This window comes from Rugosibacter aromaticivorans (genome assembly GCF_000934545.1).
GTDB classification, from domain to species: Bacteria; Pseudomonadota; Gammaproteobacteria; order Burkholderiales; family Rhodocyclaceae; genus Rugosibacter; species Rugosibacter aromaticivorans.
In genome coordinates this window covers 285,973-308,943 of sequence record NZ_CP010554.1, presented here as the reverse complement: position 1 = coordinate 308,943, position 22,971 = coordinate 285,973, and the positions used below count along the sequence as shown (strand labels likewise).

Genomic DNA, 22,971 nt, shown 5'->3' with positions numbered 1-22,971 from the left:
GTATCATATTTTTGCCAGGCGTACAATCACTGCCGCAACGCCTTGACTTCTGATGGTTGAACCATGTCGCCGACCTTGTTGCCCCATGCATTTCGTTCATAGGTCACGACAGCTGCAATCTCCACATCTGAGAGTTGTTTGCCGAATGCCGCCATTGCCGTACCTGCCTTGCCGTTCAGAACACGATCCAAGTGTCCTTCCTTGGGCCCTGTGGCGATTTTCGACCCATCCAGCGCCGGGAACGCTGGCGGTAAACCTTTACCCGTTGGCTGATGGCAGGCAGCGCAATTTTGCGCATACACCGATTCGCCACGGGTCTTCAATTCATCCATGGTCCACACCTTTGCCGGATCATCAGCCACTGCTGCCATTTTGGTTTTTTGTTCAGCGACCCAGTCGCTGTACTTATCTGCAGAAACGACGTCAACTACGATGGGCATAAAACCATGATCTTTACCGCACAGCTCGGCACATTGACCACGAAAGGTGCCTTCACGTTCAGCGCGAAATGATGTATCACGAATAAATCCGGGGATAGCGTCCTGCTTCACTGCAAATGCAGGCACGAACCAAGAGTGGATCACATCTTCGGCGGTCGTCAAAATACGGATCTTTTTCCCTACGGGCACGACGACATGGTTATCCACTTCGAGCAAGTAATGTTCACCTTTGGGCGCCTTGCCTTCAATCTGCTCACGCGGCGTTGAGAGCACGCTCTTAAACTTGATGCCCTCGCCTTCTCCTTTAATATAGTCGTAACCCCATTTCCACTGATACCCGGTTGCCTTGATAGTAATATCAGCGCTCGTTGCATCACGCATGGCAACCACGGTTTTGGTAACGGGCCACACGATGAAGAGCAAAATAATCGTTGGGATAACCGTCCACAGAATTTCCACCGTGGTATTTTCGTGAAAAGTGGCAGCAACTCGACCTGGCGCCTTGCGATGCCTCACGATGGAGTAGAACATCACACCGAAAACACCGACAAAAATAGCACCACAGACATACATCATCATCATGTGCAGGTCGTACACCGTCTGGGCCAGCTTGGTCGCTGGCTCCTGAAAGTTAACCTGGTAAGCCGCATTTGCGATTTGCGTCAGCATGGCTAACATCATCCCACCGGCCAGACGTGACACCCCCACCTTTTGCGCTGCTCTGGTCATCTTTAAACCTCTTATATCAAGAACAAACCTTTTTGAAACAGTAAGTTAAATACCGCCTCAATCATTAAGAACAAAAACTCGCCGTCCATCTGGCGCAAATACTTTTAATTTGTTATCAAAAACTATGCGTTAAGTTATTTAACTATTGTGGCAACGGTTTTTGACACAGATCAATCCCAAAAAATTGGTGCGCAGTTTATCATGGCTTTCTAGCTTGCCCAGTGGGGCACACAAATTATCCTGTCAAAACACTTTCTTCGCGGTAACGACGTGTTTATCCTTGCTGAGTTACTGTTTTTTTCGCCTACGGATTACCGAGCGCCTGCAGCAGGCGATCATGCACACCAGCAAACCCTCCGTTACTCATGACTAAAACACAATCATCTTCGCGCGCGCTAGCAACAACGGATAAAACAAGTTGCTCGATATCCTCAAAACATTGCGCTTTGCTACCAAGCGGTGCCAACGCCGCGCCCACATCCCAGCCCAGCTTATGTGCATAGCAAAAAATCTGGTCGGCACCTTCAAGGCTACCCGACAATTGCGCCGACATCGTACCGAGCTTCATGGTGTTTGAGCGGGGTTCGAGCACAGCGAGAATGCGCGCCGAGCCTACGCGCTGCCGCAAACCCTCCAAAGTGGCGCGAATTGCCGTGGGATGGTGTGCAAAATCGTCAATAACCGTAACGCCGCGGACAACACCACGAATCTCTAACCGTCGTTTTACCCCTTGAAACGTTGCCAGGGCCTGCAAGCCAACATCGACAGGAACGCCCGCATGGCGCACCCCTGCAAGGGCGGCTAGCGCATTGGCACGGTTGTGCCTTCCGGGCAAGGCAAACGCAGGGACACATCCTTGCAGTTTACCCGCGAGAAACACATCAAAGCCGCTGTCGGCAACAACCTCACTTGAGCGAGCACTCCCGGCCTCACTCGCATGCCATCCATCGCCTTGCATATCGTTAAACCATTCCACAGGTGTCCAGCACCCACGAGAGAGCACCCGCGCTAGCGTATCGTCATCCCGATTTACCACAATCAACCCATTACCCGGCACCGTGCGCACCAAATGGTGAAACTGGGTCTCGATCGCAGCAAGATCCGCAAAAATATCAGCATGATCAAATTCAAGGTTGTTCAGAATCACCGTGCGTGGGTGGTAATGCACAAACTTGGATCGCTTGTCACAAAATGCCGTATCGTATTCATCGGCCTCAATGACAAAAAATGGGGAATCGGTGAGTCGTGCCGACACACCAAAATTAGCCGGTACACCGCCGATAAGAAATGAAGGGTTGAGTCCCGCGACTTCCAGAATCCACGTGAGAATTGATGTTGTCGTCGTTTTGCCGTGCGTGCCCGCAACACCAATTACCCAACGGTCACGCAAAATATTATCGGCCAGCCACTGGGGGCCTGACACGTAAGGCAAATTGCGGTCAAGCAAAGCCTCCAGCAACGGATTGCCACGCGAAACTGCATTGCCAATGACATAAAGATCAGGGTTTAAATCTAGTTGGTCCGCGCTAAACCCTTCTGTCAGCGCAATGCCTTGATCGACTAATTGCGTACTCATCGGAGGGTACACATTCGCGTCACAGCCTGTCACGCGATGCCCGGCTGCCCTTGCCAACAAAGCGACCCCACCCATAAAGGTGCCACCGATGCCAAGAATATGAATATGCATACAGCCGTTCCGTGAAATAATATCTGCGAATTCTAACCCTTGGCCTTCTTATGCCGCGTCGTAAGCCTGCACCTGCCGATTCTCGCCATTTGCGTCGTGCGATCGCCATTGCTGCTGCACGCTTGATGGCTGAGGATGGATTAACCGATTACGCCGCAGCGAAACGCAAAGCTGCTCGTAGCCTTGGCGCAGAAAATGGCGAAGGCCTGCCTACCAATGAAGAAGTGCAAATCGAACTTCGTGCGTACCAATTGATTTACCAGGAAGATGAACAAAACGATCGCTTGCAAGCGCTGCGCCAAACAGCCCTGCGCGCCATGCAATTATTGAATGAATTTCAACCCCGCCTGACGGGTGCCGTACTGGATGGCACAGCAGCTCGTTATTCGCCCATTCACCTGCAGTTAGTAGCTGACAGCAGCAAAGATGTAGAAATCTGGCTACTGACCAACCAAATCACCTTCGATACTGAACCCCTCCTGCACCAAAACCCTAGAGGCCCGGAAGATCGGTTTGTTTTAGATATTGATGACACCCTAGTTCTGGTGGATGTTTTTTCAGGCCAAAGAAGGCATGGCGCAGCGCCCAGCGCTGCCATGTCAGAAGTAAAAACACTTTTAGCTAACTCGCCAACCGCTGAACCTCAGCCAATGGCACCTTCTGATTACGGGGTAGTTTAATCATGCAAAATCGACTGGTTCGCTTTCTATTGCTGGCAGTAATTGCCATCGCTGCAGGCAGCTCTGGTTATTTGATTAGTCGCGAACGGCACGCGCCTGACCCCTCACGGCAACCTTCAGGGACCTCAACGCAGCCCGTGGTCAACAGTTTACTGCGCACATCCTTTGCAAGCACTGAAGGTCAATGGCAAACCCTGGCCGCTTGGCACGGCAAGGTACTCGTAATTAATTTCTGGGCTACTTGGTGCCCACCCTGTCGCGAAGAAATGCCGATGTTCTCCAACTTGCAAACAAAATATAAAGACAAAGGTCTGCAATTTGTTGGCATCAGCATTGATAGCGTGGATAAGGTGCGCGAATATCAGTCAATTGAAAAAATAACCTACCCGCTGCTGATGGGCTCACCGGACGCCATGAGCCTGAGTGAGGCCCTCGGAAATATGTCGCAAGCACTCCCGTTTACCGTCCTCATTACGCGCCAAGGACAGCTTGATTCTGTCAAGATCGGGCGTTTCAGCGAAGACGAACTTGAGGCTCGCCTGAACGCTTTACTTAAACAATAGACTAGACAAACGGTAGTCATTTGCGGCAAACTTGCGCCCATGACGACGCAAAAGCACAGCAAAAGCGAAACTGGCGAAAAACAAAATTCGGTGATTCTCGTGCTTCACGGGCCCAATTTGAATCTACTTGGCACACGTGAACCCGCAATCTATGGTCACACGACGCTCGCCGATATTCACGCCGCGATGGAAACTCAGGCACGCGCGAATGGCGTCCGCCTGGAAAGCTTTCAAAGCAACCACGAGGGCGAATTGATTGACCGCGTGCAATCCGCCCGCGAGCAAGGGGTCACATTCATTATTATCAATCCCGCTGCATACACACATACCAGCGTTGCCTTACGGGATGCCCTGGTGGCAGTCGCCATCCCTTTTATCGAGGTGCATCTTTCGAACATTCACTCACGCGAATCGTTTCGTCGGCATTCGTATTTTTCCGACATTGCAACGGGCGTCATCGCGGGCCTTGGCGCTCAGGGCTACACCCTGGCTCTGGAAGCTGCATTAATGCGGCTAAACGCCACAACTTAAGCCCCGCACAGGATCGCATCACCAGTGCAAATACTGGTGATGCGCCCCACATTCATCTATCAAACCCCGAAAGGAACCCGTCTATGGACCTGAGAAAACTCAAGACCTTGATTGATCTTGTACAAAACTCCGGTATTTCCGAGCTTGAAATCAGCGAAGGCGAAGAGAAAATTCGCATCGCCAAGCACTTACCCACGCCGCAAACCACCATGGTCAGCATGCCAATGGCAAACGCAGGTGGTTACGGTAGCCCGATGAATGGTGATCACGCCTCAGCCGCCGTATCACCAGCACCGACTTCTTCAGCCGCGAGCAGCGCGGCGGCTACGGAAGCGGATACCGGCCATAAGCTCAAAGCGCCCATGGTTGGCACTTTTTATCGCGCCGGCGGCCCGGATTCGCCCTCGTTTGTTGAGGTTGGGCAAGCGGTAAAAGCAGGACAAACACTCTGCATCATCGAAGCCATGAAATTAATGAACGAAATTGAATCCGACGTCTCTGGCACCGTCACCGCCATCCTGGTCGAAAATGGCCAAGCCGTGGAATACGGCCAACCACTGTTCGTGATCAGCTGACCACTATGTTCGGTAAAGTTCTCATTGCCAATCGCGGGGAAATTGCCCTGCGTATCCTGCGTGCCTGTCGCGAGCTGGGTGTACGCACCGTCGCTGTACATTCCGAAGCCGATACCGAGGCAAAATACGTCAAGCTCGCTGATGAATCCGTATGCATCGGCCCAGCCGCTTCGGCTTTAAGTTACCTTAATGTCCCGGCGATTATTTCCGCTGCTGAAGTCACCGACGCCGAAGCGATTCACCCCGGCTACGGCTTTCTGTCAGAAAACGCGGACTTTGCTGAGCGGGTAGAAAAATCCGGCTTCGCCTTCATTGGTCCGCGTCCGGAAACCATACGGCTCATGGGCGACAAGGTCAGTGCTAAACACACCATGAAAGAAGCCGGCGTACCCTGCGTTCCCGGCTCTGACGGCGCGCTGCCTGACGACCCAAAAGAGATCACTAAAATCGCACGTGCCGTAGGCTACCCGGTGATTATCAAAGCAGCTGGCGGCGGCGGCGGACGGGGCATGCGCGTTGTCCACACCGAAGCTGCGTTACTCAACGCCGTCACCATGACGCGCGGCGAGGCCGGGGCGGCCTTCAACAACTCCACGGTTTACATGGAGAAGTTCCTGGAAAACCCGCGCCACATAGAAATTCAGGTACTGGCGGACGCTTATGACAACGCTATTTATCTGGGGGAACGCGATTGCTCCATGCAGCGTCGGCACCAAAAAGTGATCGAAGAAGCACCGGCGCCTGGCATCAACCGACGTCTTATTGCAACGCTTGGCGAGCGATGTGCTGAAGCATGTCGGCGGATCCATTATCGTGGCGCAGGCACTTTCGAGTTTCTTTACGAAAACGGAAAATTCTTTTTCATCGAAATGAACACTCGCGTTCAAGTCGAACATCCGGTAACTGAACAAGTCACCGGCATCGATATTGTTCAAGCGCAATTACACATTGCCGCAGGCGAAAAACTGCACTTTAAACAACGTGATGTTGAAATTCGTGGCCACGCCCTTGAATGCCGCATTAATGCCGAAGACCCCTTCAAATTCACCCCCTCCCCCGGCAAGATCGACACCTGGCATCCCCCTGGCGGGCCAGGCATTCGCGTTGATTCGCACGCCTACTCGGGTTATAACGTGCCGCCCCACTATGATTCCATGATCGGCAAAGTCATCAGTACTGGCCACACCCGCGAACAAGCAATCGCTCGCATGAGCATCGCGCTCTCTGAAATGATGGTGAATGGCATCAAGACCAATATCCCGCTTCACCAAGAACTCATGCTCGACGAACGCTTTCGGCAAGGCGGAACAAGCATCCATTACCTTGAAGAAAAACTGGCCGAAAAAAGTGCCACCATCAAGGAGCAATAGCCTGAATGTGGCTCGGTATCGCGATAAAAACTGACGCAATTCACGCTGATGCGCTGTCAGACGCATTGATGGGTGCAGGCGCAATTTCTGTCAGCGTAGAAGATGCGCTGGCCGGGACGGATCTCGAAACACCGCAGTTTGGCGAACCTGATGGCCTGATTAACTCGCCTGCCACCCCCTTATGGAATGAGAGCCGCGTCATGGCACTGTTCCAGCCAGCAGATGATCTCGTAGGGCGCGTTGCCCGTGCCGCACTGGAAGTCGGTATCACTGACCTGCCCAACATCGAACTCACAGAAGTTGAAGAACAAGACTGGGTAAGACTAACGCAGGCACAGTTTGAACCCATTCACATTACCGACCGTTTGTGGATCGTGCCTTCGTGGCATACCGCCCCCGATGCCCAGGCGATTAATCTGGTACTCGACCCCGGCTTGGCATTTGGCACAGGCTCGCACCCAACTACTTTTCTTTGCTTGCAATGGCTGACCGAGCAAGTCAAAGGCCTTGAGACCGTTCTCGACTACGGTTGCGGCTCAGGCATACTCGCCATTGCCGCCGCAAAACTCGGGGCCGGGCAAGTGTTGGGTGTTGATATTGACGACAATGCCCTGATTGCCGCCTGCGATAACGCCACGGCCAACCATGTGGCGCTCGAATTACGCCACTCGCGCGCACCCTTTGAGCAAAACGCTGATCAGCGCTTTGATCTGGTGGTAGCCAACATTCTCACCAATCCCTTGTGCGTTTTGGCGCCGCTTCTCGCGGGGTGCGTCGCACCGGGCGGGAAACTCGCCTTATCCGGTATCCTGGCAGCGCAAGCGCAACAGGTGGTATCGGCTTATGCGCCCTTTATCGGTCTCCATGTCGGCGCAACACATGAAGGCTGGGTGCGGCTGGAGGGCCGAGCGTGATAACCCAATGCCCCGCGTGCGATACCACGTTTCGCGTCACCGCTGAACAGATCAGGGCCAAAGGTGGCCGTGTGCGTTGCGGCCAGTGCCAACACGCGTTTAATGCGCTAGACACACTGCGCGATGCTTTGTCAGACGGCCCCCGCCCGCCTGCCACGGAAAGGATGCCGGATCGCGTTGAAACTCCTCAGCAGTTGCCAGAATATCCGGCTAACCCTGACGCATCTGAAACATTCGACCAGGCGAGCAAATGGATGAAACCTGCCGAGTTCGTGGTTTTCCCGGGAGACACCCTCGACCTCGAAAAAAACACTGAAGATCATGTTGATTACCGCTTCGCGGCAGAGGCGCCCTCGATGATGACCTCACCCGAGGATGCCTCACCGGCGGAGGACGCTGAGGAAGCCGTTGTGGAAACCTCGGCAGATGAAAACTCGACGAATGAATATTCAGCGCATAGCCAGCCAGAGCGCACATTACTTGCAGCCCAAACAAACATTCTGCTGGATGGCCCCTTTGCCGAGTTGCCCAGCCCTGCCTCACCCCATCGAGGGCCCTGGATTGTGGGCAGTTTGCTCCTGCTCATCGCGCTGGGAGCACAAGCCGTGGTTGCCTTTCACATCTCGCTGGCAAAAACTCTCCCGGCGGCGCAACCTGCCATCACCGCACTGTGCCGCATCGCTCACTGCACAACCCGCCTCCCCGCCCAAGCGGACCTAATCAGCATTGAAAACTCGGATTTACATCCCGATCCAACAAAACCAGGCCGCTTGGTCGTGTCAGCCACCCTGAAAAACCGCGCCGCATTCAGTCAACAGTTCCCGCATCTTGAGCTAACCCTGACAGACATTGCAGACAAAGCCATTCTCCGCAAAGTGCTACCCCCCGCTGCCTATCTGCGTCCGCTGACTCCCATTGCCAGCGGTATGCTACCCAACGCGGATATCGCCATAAATCTTGTCATTGACATCGATCCGCTGATTGCAAATGGCTATCGACTGTATTTTTTTTACCCTTAAATCCACCCCTCCGGACACAGAAAATAATGACTACCCTCATCTGCGGCTCGCTCGCCTACGATACCATCATGGTGTTTGGCGACCGTTTCAAAAACCACATCCTGCCTGAGCAGATTCATATCCTCAGTGTGTCTTTTCTCGTCCCCGACATGCGTCGCGAGTTTGGCGGTTGCGCTGGCAACATTGCCTATAACCTGCAATTGCTGGGCGGCGCGCCACTCATCATGGCAACGCTCGGCGAGGACAGCGCACCCTATCAGCATCGGCTGAAACAACTCGGTCTCGACACCCGACACGTGCGCGAAATCGCCGGCAGCTTCACGGCCCAAGCCTTTATCACCACCGACCTGGACGACAACCAGATCATCGCCTTTCATCCCGGCGCAATGACGCATTCGCATCAGAACAAAGTCAGCGATGCGCCAGGCGTCCGCCTCGGTATCATTGCCCCGGATGGGCGCGACGGCATGCTGCAGCACGCCAGCGAATTCCACGCTGCACACATCCCATTCATTTTCGATCCCGGCCAGGGCCTGCCGATGTTTGAGAAACACGACTTGTTGAATTTTATGCAACTTGCTGACTATTGCACGGTCAACGACTACGAAGCAAAACTGCTGACAGAACGCACTGGGCGCACACTCGAGCAATTGGCAAGTGAAGTAAAAGCCTTGATTGTTACCCTCGGTGCCAAGGGGTCACAGATTTTCACGGAGGGGCGTTGCATCGACATTCCTGCTGCCACACCCGATGCCGTCATCGACCCTACGGGTTGCGGCGATGCTTATCGTGCCGGCCTGCTGCATGGCATCAGCCAGGGCTGGACGTGGGAAAAAACCGGGCGGCTGGCTTCACTGATGGGCGCGATCAAGATTGCCCATCGCGGCGGCCAGAATCACAAACCAACGCATGATGAAATTGCGGCACGTTACCAAGCAGCATTTGCTGAAGCGCTTTGATACAGTTTGCTAAATCAACCAAAGGAAAATAAAGGAAAACGACATGAAAAATTATCGCTTGTTGCTCATTGCACTCTCCACCGTGATGCTGGCGGCATGTGCAAGCCAGTCCGGCTCGTCTTACTCTCGCGCACAAACCCGCAGCGAACAAACCGTACGTTTGGGCGTGGTCGAATCTGTGCGCGCCGTGACCATTGAAGGCACGAAATCCGGCATTGGTGCTGTCGCTGGCGCGGCAGTCGGCGGTCTTGGCGGCAGCAACGTGGGCGGTGGCAAAGGCTCTTCGGTAGGCGCGGTGCTCGGTGCAGTACTCGGCGGCGTTGCCGGCAATGCCATTGAAGATCGAACGACACAAAAGGCCGGTCTTGAAATCACTGTCAAGCTGGCAAACGGACAAATGATCGCCGTAACGCAGGAAGCCGACGAACAGTTCCGCCCTGGGGAACGTGTACGCGTACTCTCAGGCGGCGGCGCAACGCGTGTCGCACATTGACAAGCTTGCGTATCACACGCAGGTAACGGTGTTGCCGCAGCCCAGAGACGAATTCTTGAGTCCTCCTTTGGTCAAACATTGACGGATGGCAACGCCGTTAGCACCCCCTGCCGGAAATCTGCGCACCGCGTTACGCGCGGTGTTCCGCGCAATATTCCGTTTAAGTCGCGTCGCTCTGCATCTGGCAGGCGGCATACTCACCGTTGCGCTGATCTATCCGTACGCCCCGCAAGACAAACGCCTGGCGCTCAAACAGCGCTGGTCGCGGCAACTCCTCAACGTATTGGGTGTGACACTAAAAGTCGGCGCTGGTGATACGGCGAGCGAGGCAACAGTAACTCGCCCTGTGGGCATGCTGGTTGCCAATCACATCTCGTTCCTCGACATTTTTGTCATCAATGCCTGGGCGCCTGCGGCTTTTGTGGCCAAAGACGATGTGCGTGACTGGCCTTTGGTCGGCTGGCTGAGCCAGCGTACCGAAACGATTTTTCTGGAGCGCGGTTCGCGCCGTGCGGCGCACGCCGCGCGCGATCACCTGGTCAGCCAATTGCGTGCGGGGCAACTGGTCGCGGTATTTCCTGAAGGCACCACAAGCAATGGCCGTAACGTGCAGCCTTTTCACAGCGCACTATTCCAGAGTGCGATCGATGCGGCAGCACCCGTAATCCCTCTGGCTTTGCGTTATTTCAATGCGCAAAGCCATCATCCCAGCCATGCCGCCGACTACGTGGGGGAAATGACGCTCATCGCCTGCCTGTGGTCCATTGCCACCAGCGAAGGACTCACCGCGCATCTTGAACCCTTGCCAGCGCTCGCACCCACCAGCCTTGATCGTCGCCACCTCGCAGCGCATGCACACCACGCCGTCGCGCATCGGTTGATGCAGATGATCAATCCCAACCTGAAGGTTTTACCTGCTGCGGACACGGCAGACGAAATACCCGCCGGTCTTCCAGCCGCACAGCGGTAAGCGCGCCGCCCCACAGGCAACCGGTGTCAATCGCCAGCAAGTCCGGCTGTTCAAAGTAGCCCAGCGCCGACCAATGCCCGCAAACAATAAAATAACCGGCGCTCGCCCGCTTGCGCGCAGCAAACCACGGCACGCATCCCGTCGGCCCTTGCTCAGGCGGAGCTTTAGCGCCGGGGGCGCGCAACTCCATCGCCCCGGAAAGCGTCACATAGCGCATGCGCGTCATCGCATTCACCACCACGCGCAGCCTGTCCCAGCCGGTGAGATCGTCACGCCAGGCAGCCGGCTCCGAACCCCACATGTGCGACAGAAAATCGCGGTAGTTGGGCGAAGTCAGCGCAGCAGAAACTTCATCTGATAAAACTTTCGCCTGCGACAGCGTCCACTCCGGCAAGAGCCCGGCATGCACCATCGCCCAGGGGCCATCCACATGAACCAGCGGTTGCGCACGCAGCCAATCTAGCAATTCATCACGATCAGGAGCGGCAAGAATTGCATCCAGCGTGTCTTCTTTATTGGCGCGTCCATAACCTGCGGCCTGCATCACCAAATGCAGATCGTGATTACCAAGAGTCACCACCGCAGCGGTGCCCAGCGACTTCACATAGCGCAGCACTTCGAGCGACTGCGGCCCGCGATTGACAAGGTCGCCAACGAACCAGAGGCGGTCGCTGGCTGGGTTGAAATCAAGCAAGTCGATCAGTTGGCGCAGCGGGTCAAAACAACCCTGCACATCGCCGATCGCGTAAGTTGCCATAGGTCTGATAACGACAAGATATCGCGGAAAAGCGAAAGCTTATCTTAAACAGGGGCTGCTGCCCGCAAGGAAATTTCGCCGGAGAGGATGCGTTCAATGCGGCCATTCACCTCCAGCAGCAAAGCGCCATCGCTATCCACACCGCGACAAATGCCGTGGCGCGGCGGCGAAAAATCAGACAACAACGCTACCGGCGCATCCTGAAAAGCATGCCGCGCCAGCCAGTCCGCGCGTAGCGCTCCGAATCCGCCAGCAGCAAACTGCGACAACACGGAGCGTAGTTCCGTCAATAGCGCGGCGAGCAATGTGTTGTTATCCATCGCGCCCGGCAAAGCAGTGGCCGTGGCGCGCACATCAAGTGGTAGCACAGCGGGCAAGCGCAAGTTCAGCCCAATACCGATTACCGCCGCATGCGGGGTGCCTGGAACCAGCTCAATCAGAATACCGCCAAGCTTTTTACCCTGAAGAAGAATATCGTTCGGCCACTTCAACGCCGCGCAAAAAGAGGGTGCAGAGGAGGTAGTTTGCGGCGTATCACCAGCGCCGACTTTTTCCAGCGCGCGCGCCACAGCAACGCCCACGGCTAACGACAGCCCCATGGGCAAAGTACCTGGAGTAAATCGCCAGAGGAGAGAAAATGTCAGGCTGTCGCCCGGCGCGGCAATCCACGCTCGCCCACGCCGCCCACGCCCTGCGGTTTGTTCCTCCGCGACGACCACCGTGCCCGAGGGTGCACCGGCCTCTGCACGGCCCAGCACTACCGAATTCGTTGAATCGCATCGCGGCAGCACTTCGATATCGAAGCGGCATGACGCTGGGCCCAGCGCGGCCACCAGACGCGTTGCATCAAGCGCTAAAGTCATTGCGAAACAAGCCCCCTGATCACGGCTGCGCCTTTATCGGATTGTCTTCCAGACCCAGCTCCTGAATCTTGCGAGTTATCGTGTTACGGCCAAGGCCGAGCAACTGGGCGGCTTCGATGCGCCGGCCGCTGGTTGCCGCCAGTGCGCGCCGGATCAATGTTGATTCGAATTGACGCGTGAGTTGCTCAGCCACTTGCCCTGGGGCGCTGGCCAATAAATGATCGGCCTCACGCGCCAAGGCAGATATCCAATCGGCGCCGGCAACACGGCGGGATGGATCACGCGCCGAGTCATGCCCTGAACCACGCACTGCGTCACGTAACTCCGCCGGCAAATCCGCCACATCGATGCTTTGCCCGGGTGCCATCACGGTTAGCCAATGACAAAGATTTTCCAGTTGTCGCACATTGCCGGGAAATTCGAGTCCTTGCAAATACTTTTGTGCCGCCTCGGAAAGCCGTTTGGGTTCGCCCCCGAGCTCTTGTGCACTCTTCTGCAAAAAATGACGCGCCAAGATCGGAATATCATCGCTCCGCTCTCGCAATGGTGGCAGCCGTAAGCGAATCACATTCAAGCGATGAAATAAGTCTTCGCGAAATAAGCCGTCCCTGACGCGTGCCTCTAAATCCTGGTGCGTTGCTGCAATCACGCGCACATTGGCCTTCACCGGCTGATGACCACCGACCCGATAAAAATTGCCATCCGAGAGGACACGCAACAATCGGGTTTGCAATTCGGCCGGCATATCGCCAATTTCATCCAGAAATAACGTGCCATTCTCGGCTTGCTCAAAACGTCCACGACGCTGCGCCGTAGCCCCCGTGAACGCGCCTTTTTCGTGGCCGAAAAGTTCAGATTCCAACAAATCCTTTGGAATCGCTGCCGTATTGATGGCGATAAACGGTGCACTTTTGCGCGGGCTGTGGCGATGGAGCGCTTGCGCCACGAGCTCTTTACCCGTGCCCGACTCGCCATTAATTAGCACTGTCGCCAGTGACTGCGAAAGCCTGCCAATCGCGCGAAAGACGTCCTGCATGGCAGCACCTTGCCCCAGAATTTCGGGCACGGCCCCCGTCTCCTCTGCCGCTCCACCATGCTGCACCGATTCGGCCAGTGCGCGCCGTACCAAGGCCACTGCCTGATCGACGTCGAACGGTTTAGGCAAATACTCAAATGCCCCCCCCTGAAATGCAGCCACGGCGGAATCGAGGTCGGAATAGGCCGTCATGATGATGACCGGCAGCTCGGGATAATGGATTTTTACTTGGCGCAGCAAATCAAGTCCATCTGGGCCGGGCATGCGAATATCAGAAATTAGGGCGGCAGGCGGTTGTGCGTCTCCCAAGGCACCCAGCGCTTCGTCGGCCGTTGCAAAACTTTTGACCGGAATATTTTCGCGGCCAAGCGCCTTTTCCAATACCCAGCGGATTGAGCGATCGTCATCGATAATCCAGACGGGGTTCATCATGATATGTTTTCCTTTGTATGGGGCCGCAAAGCCAATGGCAGCATCAGCGTAAAGCAGGTATGTCCAGGCCTTGATGTGACCTCGACCGTTCCACCGTGCTGCTGCACAAAACTTTGAGCAATTGTCAGACCAAGCCCGCTACCATTCTCACGCCCTGAAACCAGAGGATAAAAAATCTTGTCCTGCAAATGCGCAGGAATGCCAGGGCCATTATCAGTAACCCGCACTTCCAGTGCCAACTGATAATGTTTTTTTGCCAAAATAACCTGGCGTGCGGCGCGCGTAGAAAAAATGATTTCGCCCTTATCATGCATCGCCTGAGCTGCATTACGCGCAATATTGAGCACGGCCTGGATCAACTGCTCACGATCCCCGGTAAGGTCGGGTAATGAGGTATCGTAGTCACGCTGGACATGCACATCGGGATATTCGGCATGGATTAGCCGCCGCACGCGCTCGAGAATCTCGTGGATGTTAACCAGCGTGGGCTGCATCGCACGGTGCGAAGAAAGCAGGCGCTGCATTAAATCCTGCAGACGATCGACCTCTTCAATAATCACCCGGGTATATTCTTTTAGCTGGTCATTGCCCAACTCACGCTCAAGCAATTGCGCTGAACCGCGAATACCCCCCAGCGGATTTTTAATCTCATGCGCGAGATTTCTCACCAGCTCGCGATTCGCCTGTTGCTGCTGAGCGAGCTGCTCTTCTCGGGTGGCTTTCAGTTGCTGATCGATCGGCCGCACCTCAAGCAACAATTGCGCACCCTCCAGCATGACAGGCGTCACCGTGCAATCAACATGCAAGGTTTCAGAAGATAAAGTAATCGGAATGTTATGGCTGGTGTAACTCCATTGATTAGCCAGGGCACTATTCAATGCAGCGACAAGTCCGGCAGGCTCGCCCAGCAGTTTTTTTAAAGATTGACCAACCAGCAATCGCGAACTAATGGCAAACAGATTTTCTGCTGACGGATTGGCATAGCGAACAACCCGGTGCTCATCAACCAACACCACTGCTGATGACAGCAAATCGAGACCGCCAACGGCGAGGGGAGCAGGCAAATTCATCGTTTTTAAAAGAGTAAAGCAGTACCGGTTTTTAATTGCGAGAATAAATACTCAAGCAAGGGTGAGCAAGAAGCGCACCAGAAACCTTAATCAGCGTAAGTTGCCAATCTCTTTTTGTAGCGCCTTGATGTTACGCTCATGCAATGCGGCTGTATCACGCTGCGCCTGGACATTTGGTGAAGCGCCGGCGGTGGCCGCAAGCTTCCGGGCTTTGGCTAAATTTTCAAGCTCACTATTCAGTTCCTTTTCTAAAATAGCGCGGCGCTCACCATCACGCGCGCGTTGCTCATTGCCTGAGATACGTGGAAAATCACCCGGGGTGGGCGTTGCAGAGGCGCGGGGGCTACGGTCATGGCGTCCTCGTGAAGGCGCAGCACCAGGTGGCTCACGTTGCTGAAAGAGCACCACACAAGTAGTCTTACCGCCTTGCTGTTGGGTATTCGTAAAAAGAATCTTGCCAGATGCACCTGTGCATTTATAAAACGTACCGGCATGCACCGCCAGCGGGGCCAGAACAGCAGCGCCAAGAGAAAAATACAGCATACGGCGTAACAGGAAAGCCTGGAACGTTTGGCCATGTGCCCCGAAAGATACGCAGTGCAAATAGATTGTTTTCATGGGTTTGAGTGTATGCGATGTATGGCGATAAAAAAAGGACGGGCATGCCCGTCCTTTTTGCTATACGCCAAGCAAAGAATCAATCAAATCGAGTAGTACATGTCAAATTCGATCGGGTGCGTGGTCATGCGGAAACGCGTCACTTCTTCCATCTTCAGTTCAATGTAGGCATCGATCATCTCGTTGCTGAATACACCGCCACGGGTGAGGAACTCGCGATCCTTATCGAGGTATTCCAGTGCCTGATCAAGACTGGAACAAACGGTCGGGATCTTCGCATCTTCTTCTGGTGGCAAGTCGTACAGATTCTTGTCGGCAGGATCGCCAGGATGGATCTTGTTCTGTACACCATCAAGGCCGGCCATCATCATCGCGGTAAAGCCGAGGTAAGGATTCGTGCCTGGATCGGGGAAGCGCACTTCGATACGGCGCGCTTTATCAGACTGCACGTAGGGAATACGGATCGAAGCAGAGCGATTACGGGCAGAGTAAGCCAGCTTCACTGGGGCTTCGAAACCGGGCACCAAACGCTTGTAAGAATTGGTCAGCGGATTGGTGATAGCGTTCAACGCGCGAGCATGCTTGATGATGCCGCCGATGTAGTACAGCGCGAAGTCAGACAACCCCGCGTAGCCGTTGCCAGCAAACAGGTTCTTGCCATCTTTCCAGATTGACTGGTGCACGTGCATGCCAGAACCGTTATCGCCGACGATGGGCTTAGGCATGAAGGTTGCCGTCTTGCCATAGCTGTGCGCGACGTTGTGCACAATGTACTTGAGTATCTGCGTTTGATCAGCACGCTTCACCAAGCTACTGAACATGGTACCGATCTCGCACTGGCCAGCCGTGGCAACTTCATGATGATGCACTTCCACCGGCACGCCGCAAGCTTCCAGCGCGATACACATTTGCGCACGAATATCATTCAGGCTATCAACTGGCGGCACAGGGAAATAACCCCCCTTAACGGCAGGACGATGACCGGTGTTGCCGCCCTCAAATTTATCAGCAGCAGCCCAAGCAGCCTCTTCGGAAAATATCTTGCAGTAGGAGCCAGACATGTCCACTTTCCACTCGACAGAGTCGAAAATGAAGAATTCGGGTTCGGGGCCAAAGTAGGCGGTATCGCCAATACCGGAGGATTTCAGATAGGCCTCTCCACGCTTGGCGATGGAGCGCGGATCGCGGTCATAACCTTTGCCATCGGCGGGTTCAACCACGTCGCAGGTCAGGATCAGCGTGGTTTCGTCCATGAAGGGGTCGATGTAGGCAGAGCCGGCATCCGGCATCAAGAGCATGTCAGAAGCTTGAATTCCCTTCCAACCAGCGACTGACGAACCATCGAAGGCATGGCCGTCTTCAAATTTTTCCATGCCGAAGGCTGAAACAGGCACGCCAACGTGCTGCTCTTTGCCACGCGTATCGGTGAAACGAAAATCAACGAAACGAACTTCCTTTTCTTCAACCAGCTTAAGTACGTCCTTGGGGCTCATGACTTGCTCTCCTAAAAATGACACGAAAATTAAAGCGGGAAAATCAAAGCAAAACAGTTAAAAACGGTGCAGTTCCTAAAGCAGCAACTGTGCCACATCCGCCAATACCGGAACGAATTGTGCCACAAGTTCCTGCAGAGGTTTTAGGGAGAGTCCTTCATCCAGTACCGCACACTATCTGTGCATAGCACTCCCAATATGCACCGTTAAGGTGCAATTCGTTGACTGATGTGCACCTTGGAAAACAAAGGATCGGTTGGCAATACTTTTGCCAATCGATGTTTTATGTCCTCTAACTCTAGGTGTGCTTCGTTCAAATAACTGGCCGAAAATACAACTTCGGCTTCGGCCCGGTTACCCAAATAATGCAATACGGTTCGATTAAAGTGTGGCGGCTCGCACCCAAGCAAGTCACGTAGATGCGCCAACAGCATCGGCCGAGCGGGGAGTTTCAGTGAGGCATTTCCGGAGGTGTCATTCTCAGCATCGATATGCACCAACACGTCCAGCACTTCGGCATGCTTTTCAAGCACGCTGTTGCGGGCTGTCTCAGCAATCCAGTGGCCTTCTGAAACACTAATGCGCGGATCAACCTGCACATGGGCATCAACCAGCACTTGATGCGCCATGTGTCGCGTGCGCAATTCGTGTAAGCCAAGCACGCCGGGTGTGGAAGCAACCGTCTGGCGAATAGCGGCAACCTCTTCGGCTGATAGCCCGGTATCAATAAGCTCGCTTAAGGCTTCCCACGCAAAACGAAACCCGGCACGCACAATCATGGCGCCAACGACAATGGCTGCTACGCCATCCGCAAAATTAAAGCCGAGTAATGCGCCACCAATACCTGCTGCCACCACCAACGAAGAGAGCGCATCAGCTCGGGCATGCCAGGCATTAGCCACCAGCATGGGTGAGCGCAAACGTTCTGCTGTACCCAACATGTAGCGAAAGAGCCCTTCCTTGGCCGCCAGCGTGAATAACGCCGCCCACATAGCCGCCACGCCAACGGGAGGCAAATTACCCAAATTCGACAAGCGCTCAGCCGCCGAAATCAGGATGCCCACGCCCGTACCCACCAATAGCAACCCCAACACCAACGATGCGGCGGTTTCATAGCGGCCATGGCCATAGGGGTGCGCATCATCGGCGGCTTCTGCGCCTTTGCGATTCGCATACAGAACAAATCCATCTGAAATGATGTCTGCCAATGTATGCATCGCATCCGCCATCAAGCTTTGCGAATGGGCGAAAAACCCGACGATCATTTGCATCGTAGTGAGCACCACATTCACGCCGACACTCACCCAGGTAATACGCTGGCCATCAGCAAAGCGCTGATTGGCGCGCAGGTTGGCGTCTGGGGCGTGGCGATGCAAGGGGTCGTGGGTTCCGCGTAGCATAATGGGACGCTATACTCTTAATATCTCCATTCTAACTGCGGGCTTCTTATCATGGGACGTCTGAATGAAATTTTCACTTTAGCGCAGACACGCGCCACTGAGCTGCAACTGCCCTACACCGGAGCCGTGACACCACAAGAGGCGAACGAAGTTCGCCAACTTGCGCCGAATGCGGTAATTATCGATGTACGTACGCGTGCCGAGCGTGATTGGGTAGGGCGTGTACCGGATGCCATCGAAATCGAATGGTTAACGTATCCCGACATGCAACCCAACCCACACTTTGTTCAAACGCTAAAACACGCCGTCACAGCCGAGTCCTTGTTATTGTTTTTATGCCGTTCGGGTGCGCGTTCCAGTGCGGCTGCCAAAGCGGCTTCTGCAGCAGGCTATTCCGCTTGCTACAACATTCTCGAAGGCTTTGAAGGCGATAAAGATGCTCATGGCCATCGCAATCAAACCAACGGCTGGCGTCATGCCGGCCTTCCCTGGACACAAAGCTGAGTTCAAGATGATGCAAACTGCCACCATACAATTTGACCATTTCAACGCGCTGGCCGATAAAGAAGCGGGCGAGCGCATCCGCGCCGCCAAGGCCGCGCTCGGCAAAAAAGCCGTGCTGCTTTGCCACCACTATCAACGCGCCGATGTGTATGAACACGCCGATCTCACCGGTGACTCGCTCAAGCTCTCGCGTCTGGCCGGAGAAGCCGAAGCAGAAAACATCATCTTCTGTGGCGTGCACTTCATGGCCGAAGTCGCCGATATTCTTTCGCGGCCGGAACAGATTTCGATTCTGCCCGACCTCGCCGCCGGCTGCTCCATGGCCGACATGGCCAATCTGGCCAAGGTTGAGCGATGCTGGCGCGAGCTATCGGCGTTGATGAATCCTGACGAAAAAATTACGCCCGTCACCTACATCAACTCTGCTGCCGATCTCAAAGCCTTCTGCGGCACGCATGGTGGCATTGTGTGCACCTCGTCCAACGCACCCAAGATCCTCGAATGGTCGTTTAACCAGCGTGAAAAAGTGTTGTTCTTTCCCGATCAGCATCTGGGCCGCTGGAGCGGCTACAAGATGAACATTCCGCTCGATGAAATGGTGATCTGGAATCCCGACCTTGAGCAAGGCGGACTCACCCGCGAGCAAATCAGCAAGGCAAAAATCATTCTGTGGCACGGCTTCTGTTCCGTGCATCAGATGTTCCAGCCGCGTGACATCATCAAGTTTCGCAACCAGTATCCGGATGGCATTGTCATCTCGCATCCGGAATGCGGCTTTGAAGTGTGCAAACAGTCTGACTATATTGGCAGCACCGAATACATTCTCAAGACCGTCAAGGAAGGCCCGCCCAATACGCGCTGGCTGGTTGGCACTGAGCTGAATCTGGTCGAACGGTTGGCCCGCGAGGTCAAGGCCGAAGGCAAGATTGTGCAGTTCATGGCCAGCACGGTGTGCATGTGTTCCACCATGCAGCGCATTGATCCGCAGCATCTGGCCTGGACGCTGGAAAATCTGGTAGCCGGCAAGACTGTCAATCAAATCAAGGTACCAGAACATGAAGCCGTACCTGCCAAGACCGCGCTGGAACGTATGCTCGCCGTATCATGAGCGCCGTCCTGCTGGATACCGCTGCGCATAACTTTTCTTAAGCATTGCTTAATGAAATCACCGCAACGCAGTTACCGCTATTATGATTTTGTCATGGCGGCTTTTGTCTGCGTCCTGCTCTGCGCCAACCTGATCGGTGCAGCCAAAGCGGCGCAACTCACATTGCCGCTGATTGGCGCGGTTTCCTTCAGTGGCGGCGTGCTGTTCTTCCCGATCTCCTACATTTTCGGCGACATCCTCACCGAGGTTTACGGTTATGGCCGTGACCGGCGCGTGGTTTGGGCAGGCTTTGCGGCGCTCGCCTTCGCCAGCTTCATGGCCGCCGTGGTGCTCGCATTGCCCCCCGTGCCGGACGAATTCAACCAAAGCTATCAGACGCATCTCGAAGCAGTGTTTGGCAATACCTGGCGCATCGTTGCAGGCTCCATGATCGCCTTCTGGTGCGGCAGTTTCGCCAACAGCTACGTCATGGCGAAAATGAAAATCTGGAGCGCGGGCCGCTGGCTGTGGACGCGCACCATAGGTTCGACACTGGTCGGCGAAGCAGTGGATTCCGGCCTGTTCTACGTCATTGCCTTCTACGGTATCTGGCCCGATGCCCAGGTCGCAACAATCGCCCTCACCCAGTATGTGCTGAAGACCAGTTGGGAGATTGTCATGACGCCAGTTACTTACCGTGTCGTTGCCTTCCTCAAGCATGCCGAGAACGAAGACTGGTACGATCGCAACACCGACTTCAACCCGTTTCGCATTTAGTCCTGAGACGTGACGCTGCCGATTTCAGTCGCTACCTGGAATATTCATAAAGGATTTTCCCAGTTCAATCGCCGCATGATGGTGCACGAGCTGCGTGAACGCCTGCGTGCGCTGGATGCCGATATTGTGTTTCTGCAAGAAGTACAAGGGCTGCATCTGAAACACGCTGCGCAGCATGCGCATTGGCCATCTGCACCGCAGCATGAGTTTCTCGCCGCCGGTGTGTGGCACAACAGCGCCTATGGCCAAAACATGGTGTATGACCACGGCCATCACGGCAATGCCATTCTGTCGCGCTTCCCCATCTTGCACGAATACAACCAGGACGTAACGCATCTGCGTTTCGAGCGGCGCGGGCTGCTGCATTGCGCCGTTGAACTGCCACAACTCAACCAAGCGCTGCATTGCGTGTGCGTGCATTTGTCGCTCTTTGCGCGTTCGCGCCGCTGGCAGCTTGACGCGCTGGCCAGCTATATCGACGCCATGGTGATGCCTGATGCGCCGCTGCTGATTGCCGGCGATTTCAATGACTGGCGTAATCATGCCGGCGAAATACTGACACAGCGACTGGGGCTGAGCGAGATATTCACCAGTGCGAATCCGAATGCGGGTCAGCGCGCGGGGCAACATAAAGCAGTGCGCCCATCGCGCAGTTATCCCGCTGCGCTGCCGCTGTTCCGGCTCGACCGCATTTATCAGCGCGGGTTAACAGTCACCGCTGCGCATCGCCACGCTGGCCTGCCGTGGTCAAGCATCTCAGACCACGCAGCGCTTTCCGCCAAGCTGCAAATCGCCATCCCATGAGCGCCGCCCAGAGACGGACTCAAGACTTTTCATCCGGCAACACGCTACAGCTTCTGGCGACGGGTGTGGCGTATTTCCCGGTGCTGATCGCGGCGATTGATGGCGCAACGCACGAAGTGCATCTGGAAACCTATATTTTTGCCGATGACGAAACCGGACGCAGTGTCGCTGCGGCGCTGGCTCGGGCGGCTCGGCGCGACGTTGCCGTGCGGGTGCTGGTTGATGGCTTCGGTGCGCGCGAATTCGTAACGAACCTCGGCGCTTCGCTCATCGCCGATGGCGTCGAGCTGTTGGTTTATCGCCCCCAGCCCCAGCAACGACGCTTGCATTGGCATCGCCTGCGCCGACTGCATCGCAAGTTAGCCGTGATCGACGGCCACCTGGCTTTTGTCGGCGGCATCAATGTGAACAGCGATTTCGAGGCAGGCGTATCTGCTCCACGCTTTGATTATGCAGCGCGCATCGAAGGCCCGCTGGTTGCCACAATTCACGCGGCTATGCGTCATGTGTGGCATATCGTGCGCTGGTCGCATCTGGGCCATCGCCCGCATGCGCCAAGCTTTCAACCATCCCCACCACAACCCAAAGGCACAGTGCGCGCCGCCTTGGTGATTCGCGACAACCTGCGTCACCGACGCGATATCGAAGAAGCTTATCTCGAAGCAATGACTGATGCGCAGCGAGAAATCATCATCGCCAATGCCTATTTTTTACCCGGGCGGCGCTTTCTCGATGCGCTGATAGACGCCGCCCAGCGCGGCGTTAACGTGGCCCTGCTATTGCAGGGCCGCACCGACCACGTACTTCAACATCACGCCATGCAGGCGATTTACGACAGCCTGCTGAATGCCGGTGTGCGTATTTTCGAATATCAGGCTGCCTTTCTACACGCCAAGGTGGCAGTCATCGATGGTGAATGGGCTACCGTTGGCTCATCGAACATCGACCCCTTCAGCCTGCTGCTATCGCGTGAAGCCAATATCATCTCGCGTGACCGGCCATTCGCACTCGAACTCGCTACGCATCTGCGCTCGGCGATCAGCCGCGATGCGGTCGAAATTCACCATGGGGCGAAAAATCGTTCATGGCTGATGCGGCAAATCAACACCGCCGCCTATGCGCTGGTGCGTCTGCTCGTCGGCATGACCGGGTATGGAAAGCACTACACCATGTCTGGCCCAGGTTGACGCCACGCGCCCC

24 protein-coding genes are annotated in these 22,971 nt (G+C 55.2%); 15 read left to right on the top strand and 9 right to left on the bottom strand.

Features of this window, described 5'->3' with window-relative positions:
- Positions 1-26: 26 nt before the first annotated feature.
- Both coxB and mpl read right to left on the bottom strand, forming a co-directional pair.
- Positions 27-1,109 carry a cytochrome c oxidase subunit II gene (gene coxB, locus PG1C_RS01610; RefSeq protein WP_237218245.1) on the bottom strand — a complete coding sequence of 361 codons (1,083 nt, stop codon included), beginning with the start codon at positions 1,107-1,109 and terminating at the stop codon, positions 27-29.
- A gap of 364 nt (positions 1,110-1,473) precedes the next feature.
- Positions 1,474-2,856 carry a UDP-N-acetylmuramate:L-alanyl-gamma-D-glutamyl-meso-diaminopimelate ligase gene (mpl, locus tag PG1C_RS01605; protein ID WP_202635706.1) on the bottom strand — a complete coding sequence of 461 codons (1,383 nt, stop codon included), beginning with the start codon at positions 2,854-2,856 and terminating at the stop codon, positions 1,474-1,476.
- Between the two features lie 89 nt (positions 2,857-2,945).
- On the opposite strand from mpl, the gene PG1C_RS01600 reads away from it, so the two are divergent.
- The 10 genes from PG1C_RS01600 (at position 2,946) to PG1C_RS01555 (ending at position 10,930) form a co-directional block, all read left to right on the top strand.
- Positions 2,946-3,536, top strand: coding sequence for a hypothetical protein (locus tag PG1C_RS01600; RefSeq protein WP_202635705.1), 591 nt, complete (start codon positions 2,946-2,948; stop codon positions 3,534-3,536).
- Between the two features lie 29 nt (positions 3,537-3,565).
- Positions 3,566-4,099, top strand: coding sequence for a TlpA family protein disulfide reductase (locus PG1C_RS01595; protein WP_202635704.1), 534 nt, complete (start codon positions 3,566-3,568; stop codon positions 4,097-4,099).
- 39 nt (positions 4,100-4,138) lie between these two features.
- A complete protein-coding gene (gene aroQ / locus PG1C_RS01590; RefSeq protein WP_202635703.1) occupies positions 4,139-4,630 on the top strand; it encodes a type II 3-dehydroquinate dehydratase in 492 nt (163 codons plus the stop codon).
- An 83-nt stretch (positions 4,631-4,713) separates the two neighbouring features.
- Positions 4,714-5,205: an acetyl-CoA carboxylase biotin carboxyl carrier protein gene (accB, locus tag PG1C_RS01585; RefSeq protein ID WP_202635702.1), complete on the top strand. Its 492-nt coding sequence runs from the start codon at positions 4,714-4,716 to the stop codon at positions 5,203-5,205.
- 5 nt (positions 5,206-5,210) lie between these two features.
- Positions 5,211-6,575 (top strand): acetyl-CoA carboxylase biotin carboxylase subunit, encoded by a 1,365-nt coding sequence (gene accC / locus PG1C_RS01580; RefSeq protein WP_202635701.1) that lies wholly within the window; start codon positions 5,211-5,213, stop codon positions 6,573-6,575.
- 5 nt (positions 6,576-6,580) lie between these two features.
- Complete coding sequence (gene prmA, locus PG1C_RS01575; RefSeq protein WP_202635700.1) at positions 6,581-7,489, top strand: 50S ribosomal protein L11 methyltransferase; 909 nt, start codon at positions 6,581-6,583, stop codon at positions 7,487-7,489.
- Positions 7,486-8,508 (top strand): DUF3426 domain-containing protein, encoded by a 1,023-nt coding sequence (locus PG1C_RS01570; RefSeq protein ID WP_202635699.1) that lies wholly within the window; start codon positions 7,486-7,488, stop codon positions 8,506-8,508. The genes prmA and PG1C_RS01570 overlap by 4 nt, the downstream gene beginning before the upstream one ends.
- Before the next feature lie 26 nt (positions 8,509-8,534).
- Positions 8,535-9,467: a carbohydrate kinase family protein gene (locus PG1C_RS01565; RefSeq protein ID WP_202635698.1), complete on the top strand. Its 933-nt coding sequence runs from the start codon at positions 8,535-8,537 to the stop codon at positions 9,465-9,467.
- 43 nt (positions 9,468-9,510) lie between these two features.
- Positions 9,511-9,960 carry an outer membrane lipoprotein gene (locus PG1C_RS01560; protein ID WP_202635697.1) on the top strand — a complete coding sequence of 150 codons (450 nt, stop codon included), beginning with the start codon at positions 9,511-9,513 and terminating at the stop codon, positions 9,958-9,960.
- Positions 9,961-10,045: 85 nt separating this feature from the next.
- Positions 10,046-10,930 carry a lysophospholipid acyltransferase family protein gene (locus PG1C_RS01555; protein WP_202635696.1) on the top strand — a complete coding sequence of 295 codons (885 nt, stop codon included), beginning with the start codon at positions 10,046-10,048 and terminating at the stop codon, positions 10,928-10,930.
- On the opposite strand, the gene PG1C_RS01550 is transcribed toward PG1C_RS01555, so the two are convergent.
- From PG1C_RS01550 to PG1C_RS01520, 7 genes are all read right to left on the bottom strand, one after another.
- Entirely contained in the window at positions 10,851-11,687 is an 837-nt protein-coding gene (locus tag PG1C_RS01550) for a symmetrical bis(5'-nucleosyl)-tetraphosphatase (protein ID WP_202635695.1), read from the bottom strand. The two genes, PG1C_RS01555 and PG1C_RS01550, sit on opposite strands and share 80 nt — an antisense overlap.
- A 44-nt stretch (positions 11,688-11,731) precedes the next feature.
- Positions 11,732-12,550, bottom strand: a complete 819-nt coding sequence (locus PG1C_RS01545; RefSeq protein ID WP_202635694.1) for a biotin--[acetyl-CoA-carboxylase] ligase — start codon at positions 12,548-12,550, stop codon at positions 11,732-11,734.
- A 19-nt stretch (positions 12,551-12,569) separates the two neighbouring features.
- Complete coding sequence (gene ntrC, locus PG1C_RS01540; protein ID WP_202636871.1) at positions 12,570-14,015, bottom strand: nitrogen regulation protein NR(I); 1,446 nt, start codon at positions 14,013-14,015, stop codon at positions 12,570-12,572.
- Entirely contained in the window at positions 14,015-15,088 is a 1,074-nt protein-coding gene (gene glnL / locus PG1C_RS01535) for a nitrogen regulation protein NR(II) (RefSeq protein WP_202635693.1), read from the bottom strand. The genes ntrC and glnL overlap by 1 nt, the downstream gene beginning before the upstream one ends.
- Before the next feature lie 90 nt (positions 15,089-15,178).
- Positions 15,179-15,706 carry a DUF4124 domain-containing protein gene (locus PG1C_RS01530; RefSeq protein WP_202635692.1) on the bottom strand — a complete coding sequence of 176 codons (528 nt, stop codon included), beginning with the start codon at positions 15,704-15,706 and terminating at the stop codon, positions 15,179-15,181.
- Between the two features lie 83 nt (positions 15,707-15,789).
- Complete coding sequence (gene glnA / locus PG1C_RS01525; protein ID WP_202635691.1) at positions 15,790-17,199, bottom strand: type I glutamate--ammonia ligase; 1,410 nt, start codon at positions 17,197-17,199, stop codon at positions 15,790-15,792.
- Between the two features lie 206 nt (positions 17,200-17,405).
- Complete coding sequence (locus tag PG1C_RS01520) at positions 17,406-18,599, bottom strand: cation diffusion facilitator family transporter (protein WP_202635690.1); 1,194 nt, start codon at positions 18,597-18,599, stop codon at positions 17,406-17,408.
- A 51-nt stretch (positions 18,600-18,650) separates the two neighbouring features.
- Between PG1C_RS01520 and PG1C_RS01515 the strand changes: the two genes are divergently transcribed.
- From PG1C_RS01515 to clsB, 5 genes are read left to right on the top strand one after another with little or no spacing between them, the layout of a single operon-like run.
- Positions 18,651-19,103 carry a rhodanese-like domain-containing protein gene (locus tag PG1C_RS01515; protein WP_202635689.1) on the top strand — a complete coding sequence of 151 codons (453 nt, stop codon included), beginning with the start codon at positions 18,651-18,653 and terminating at the stop codon, positions 19,101-19,103.
- 10 nt (positions 19,104-19,113) lie between these two features.
- A complete protein-coding gene (gene nadA, locus PG1C_RS01510) occupies positions 19,114-20,211 on the top strand; it encodes a quinolinate synthase NadA (protein ID WP_202636870.1) in 1,098 nt (365 codons plus the stop codon).
- Between the two features lie 51 nt (positions 20,212-20,262).
- Positions 20,263-20,967, top strand: a complete 705-nt coding sequence (locus PG1C_RS01505) for a queuosine precursor transporter (protein WP_202635688.1) — start codon at positions 20,263-20,265, stop codon at positions 20,965-20,967.
- Positions 20,968-20,976: 9 nt separating this feature from the next.
- A complete protein-coding gene (locus PG1C_RS01500) occupies positions 20,977-21,771 on the top strand; it encodes an endonuclease/exonuclease/phosphatase family protein (protein WP_284431779.1) in 795 nt (264 codons plus the stop codon).
- Positions 21,768-22,958, top strand: a complete 1,191-nt coding sequence (gene clsB, locus PG1C_RS01495; protein WP_202635687.1) for a cardiolipin synthase ClsB — start codon at positions 21,768-21,770, stop codon at positions 22,956-22,958. Before PG1C_RS01500 ends, clsB begins: the two co-directional genes overlap by 4 nt.
- Positions 22,959-22,971: the final 13 nt, after the last annotated feature.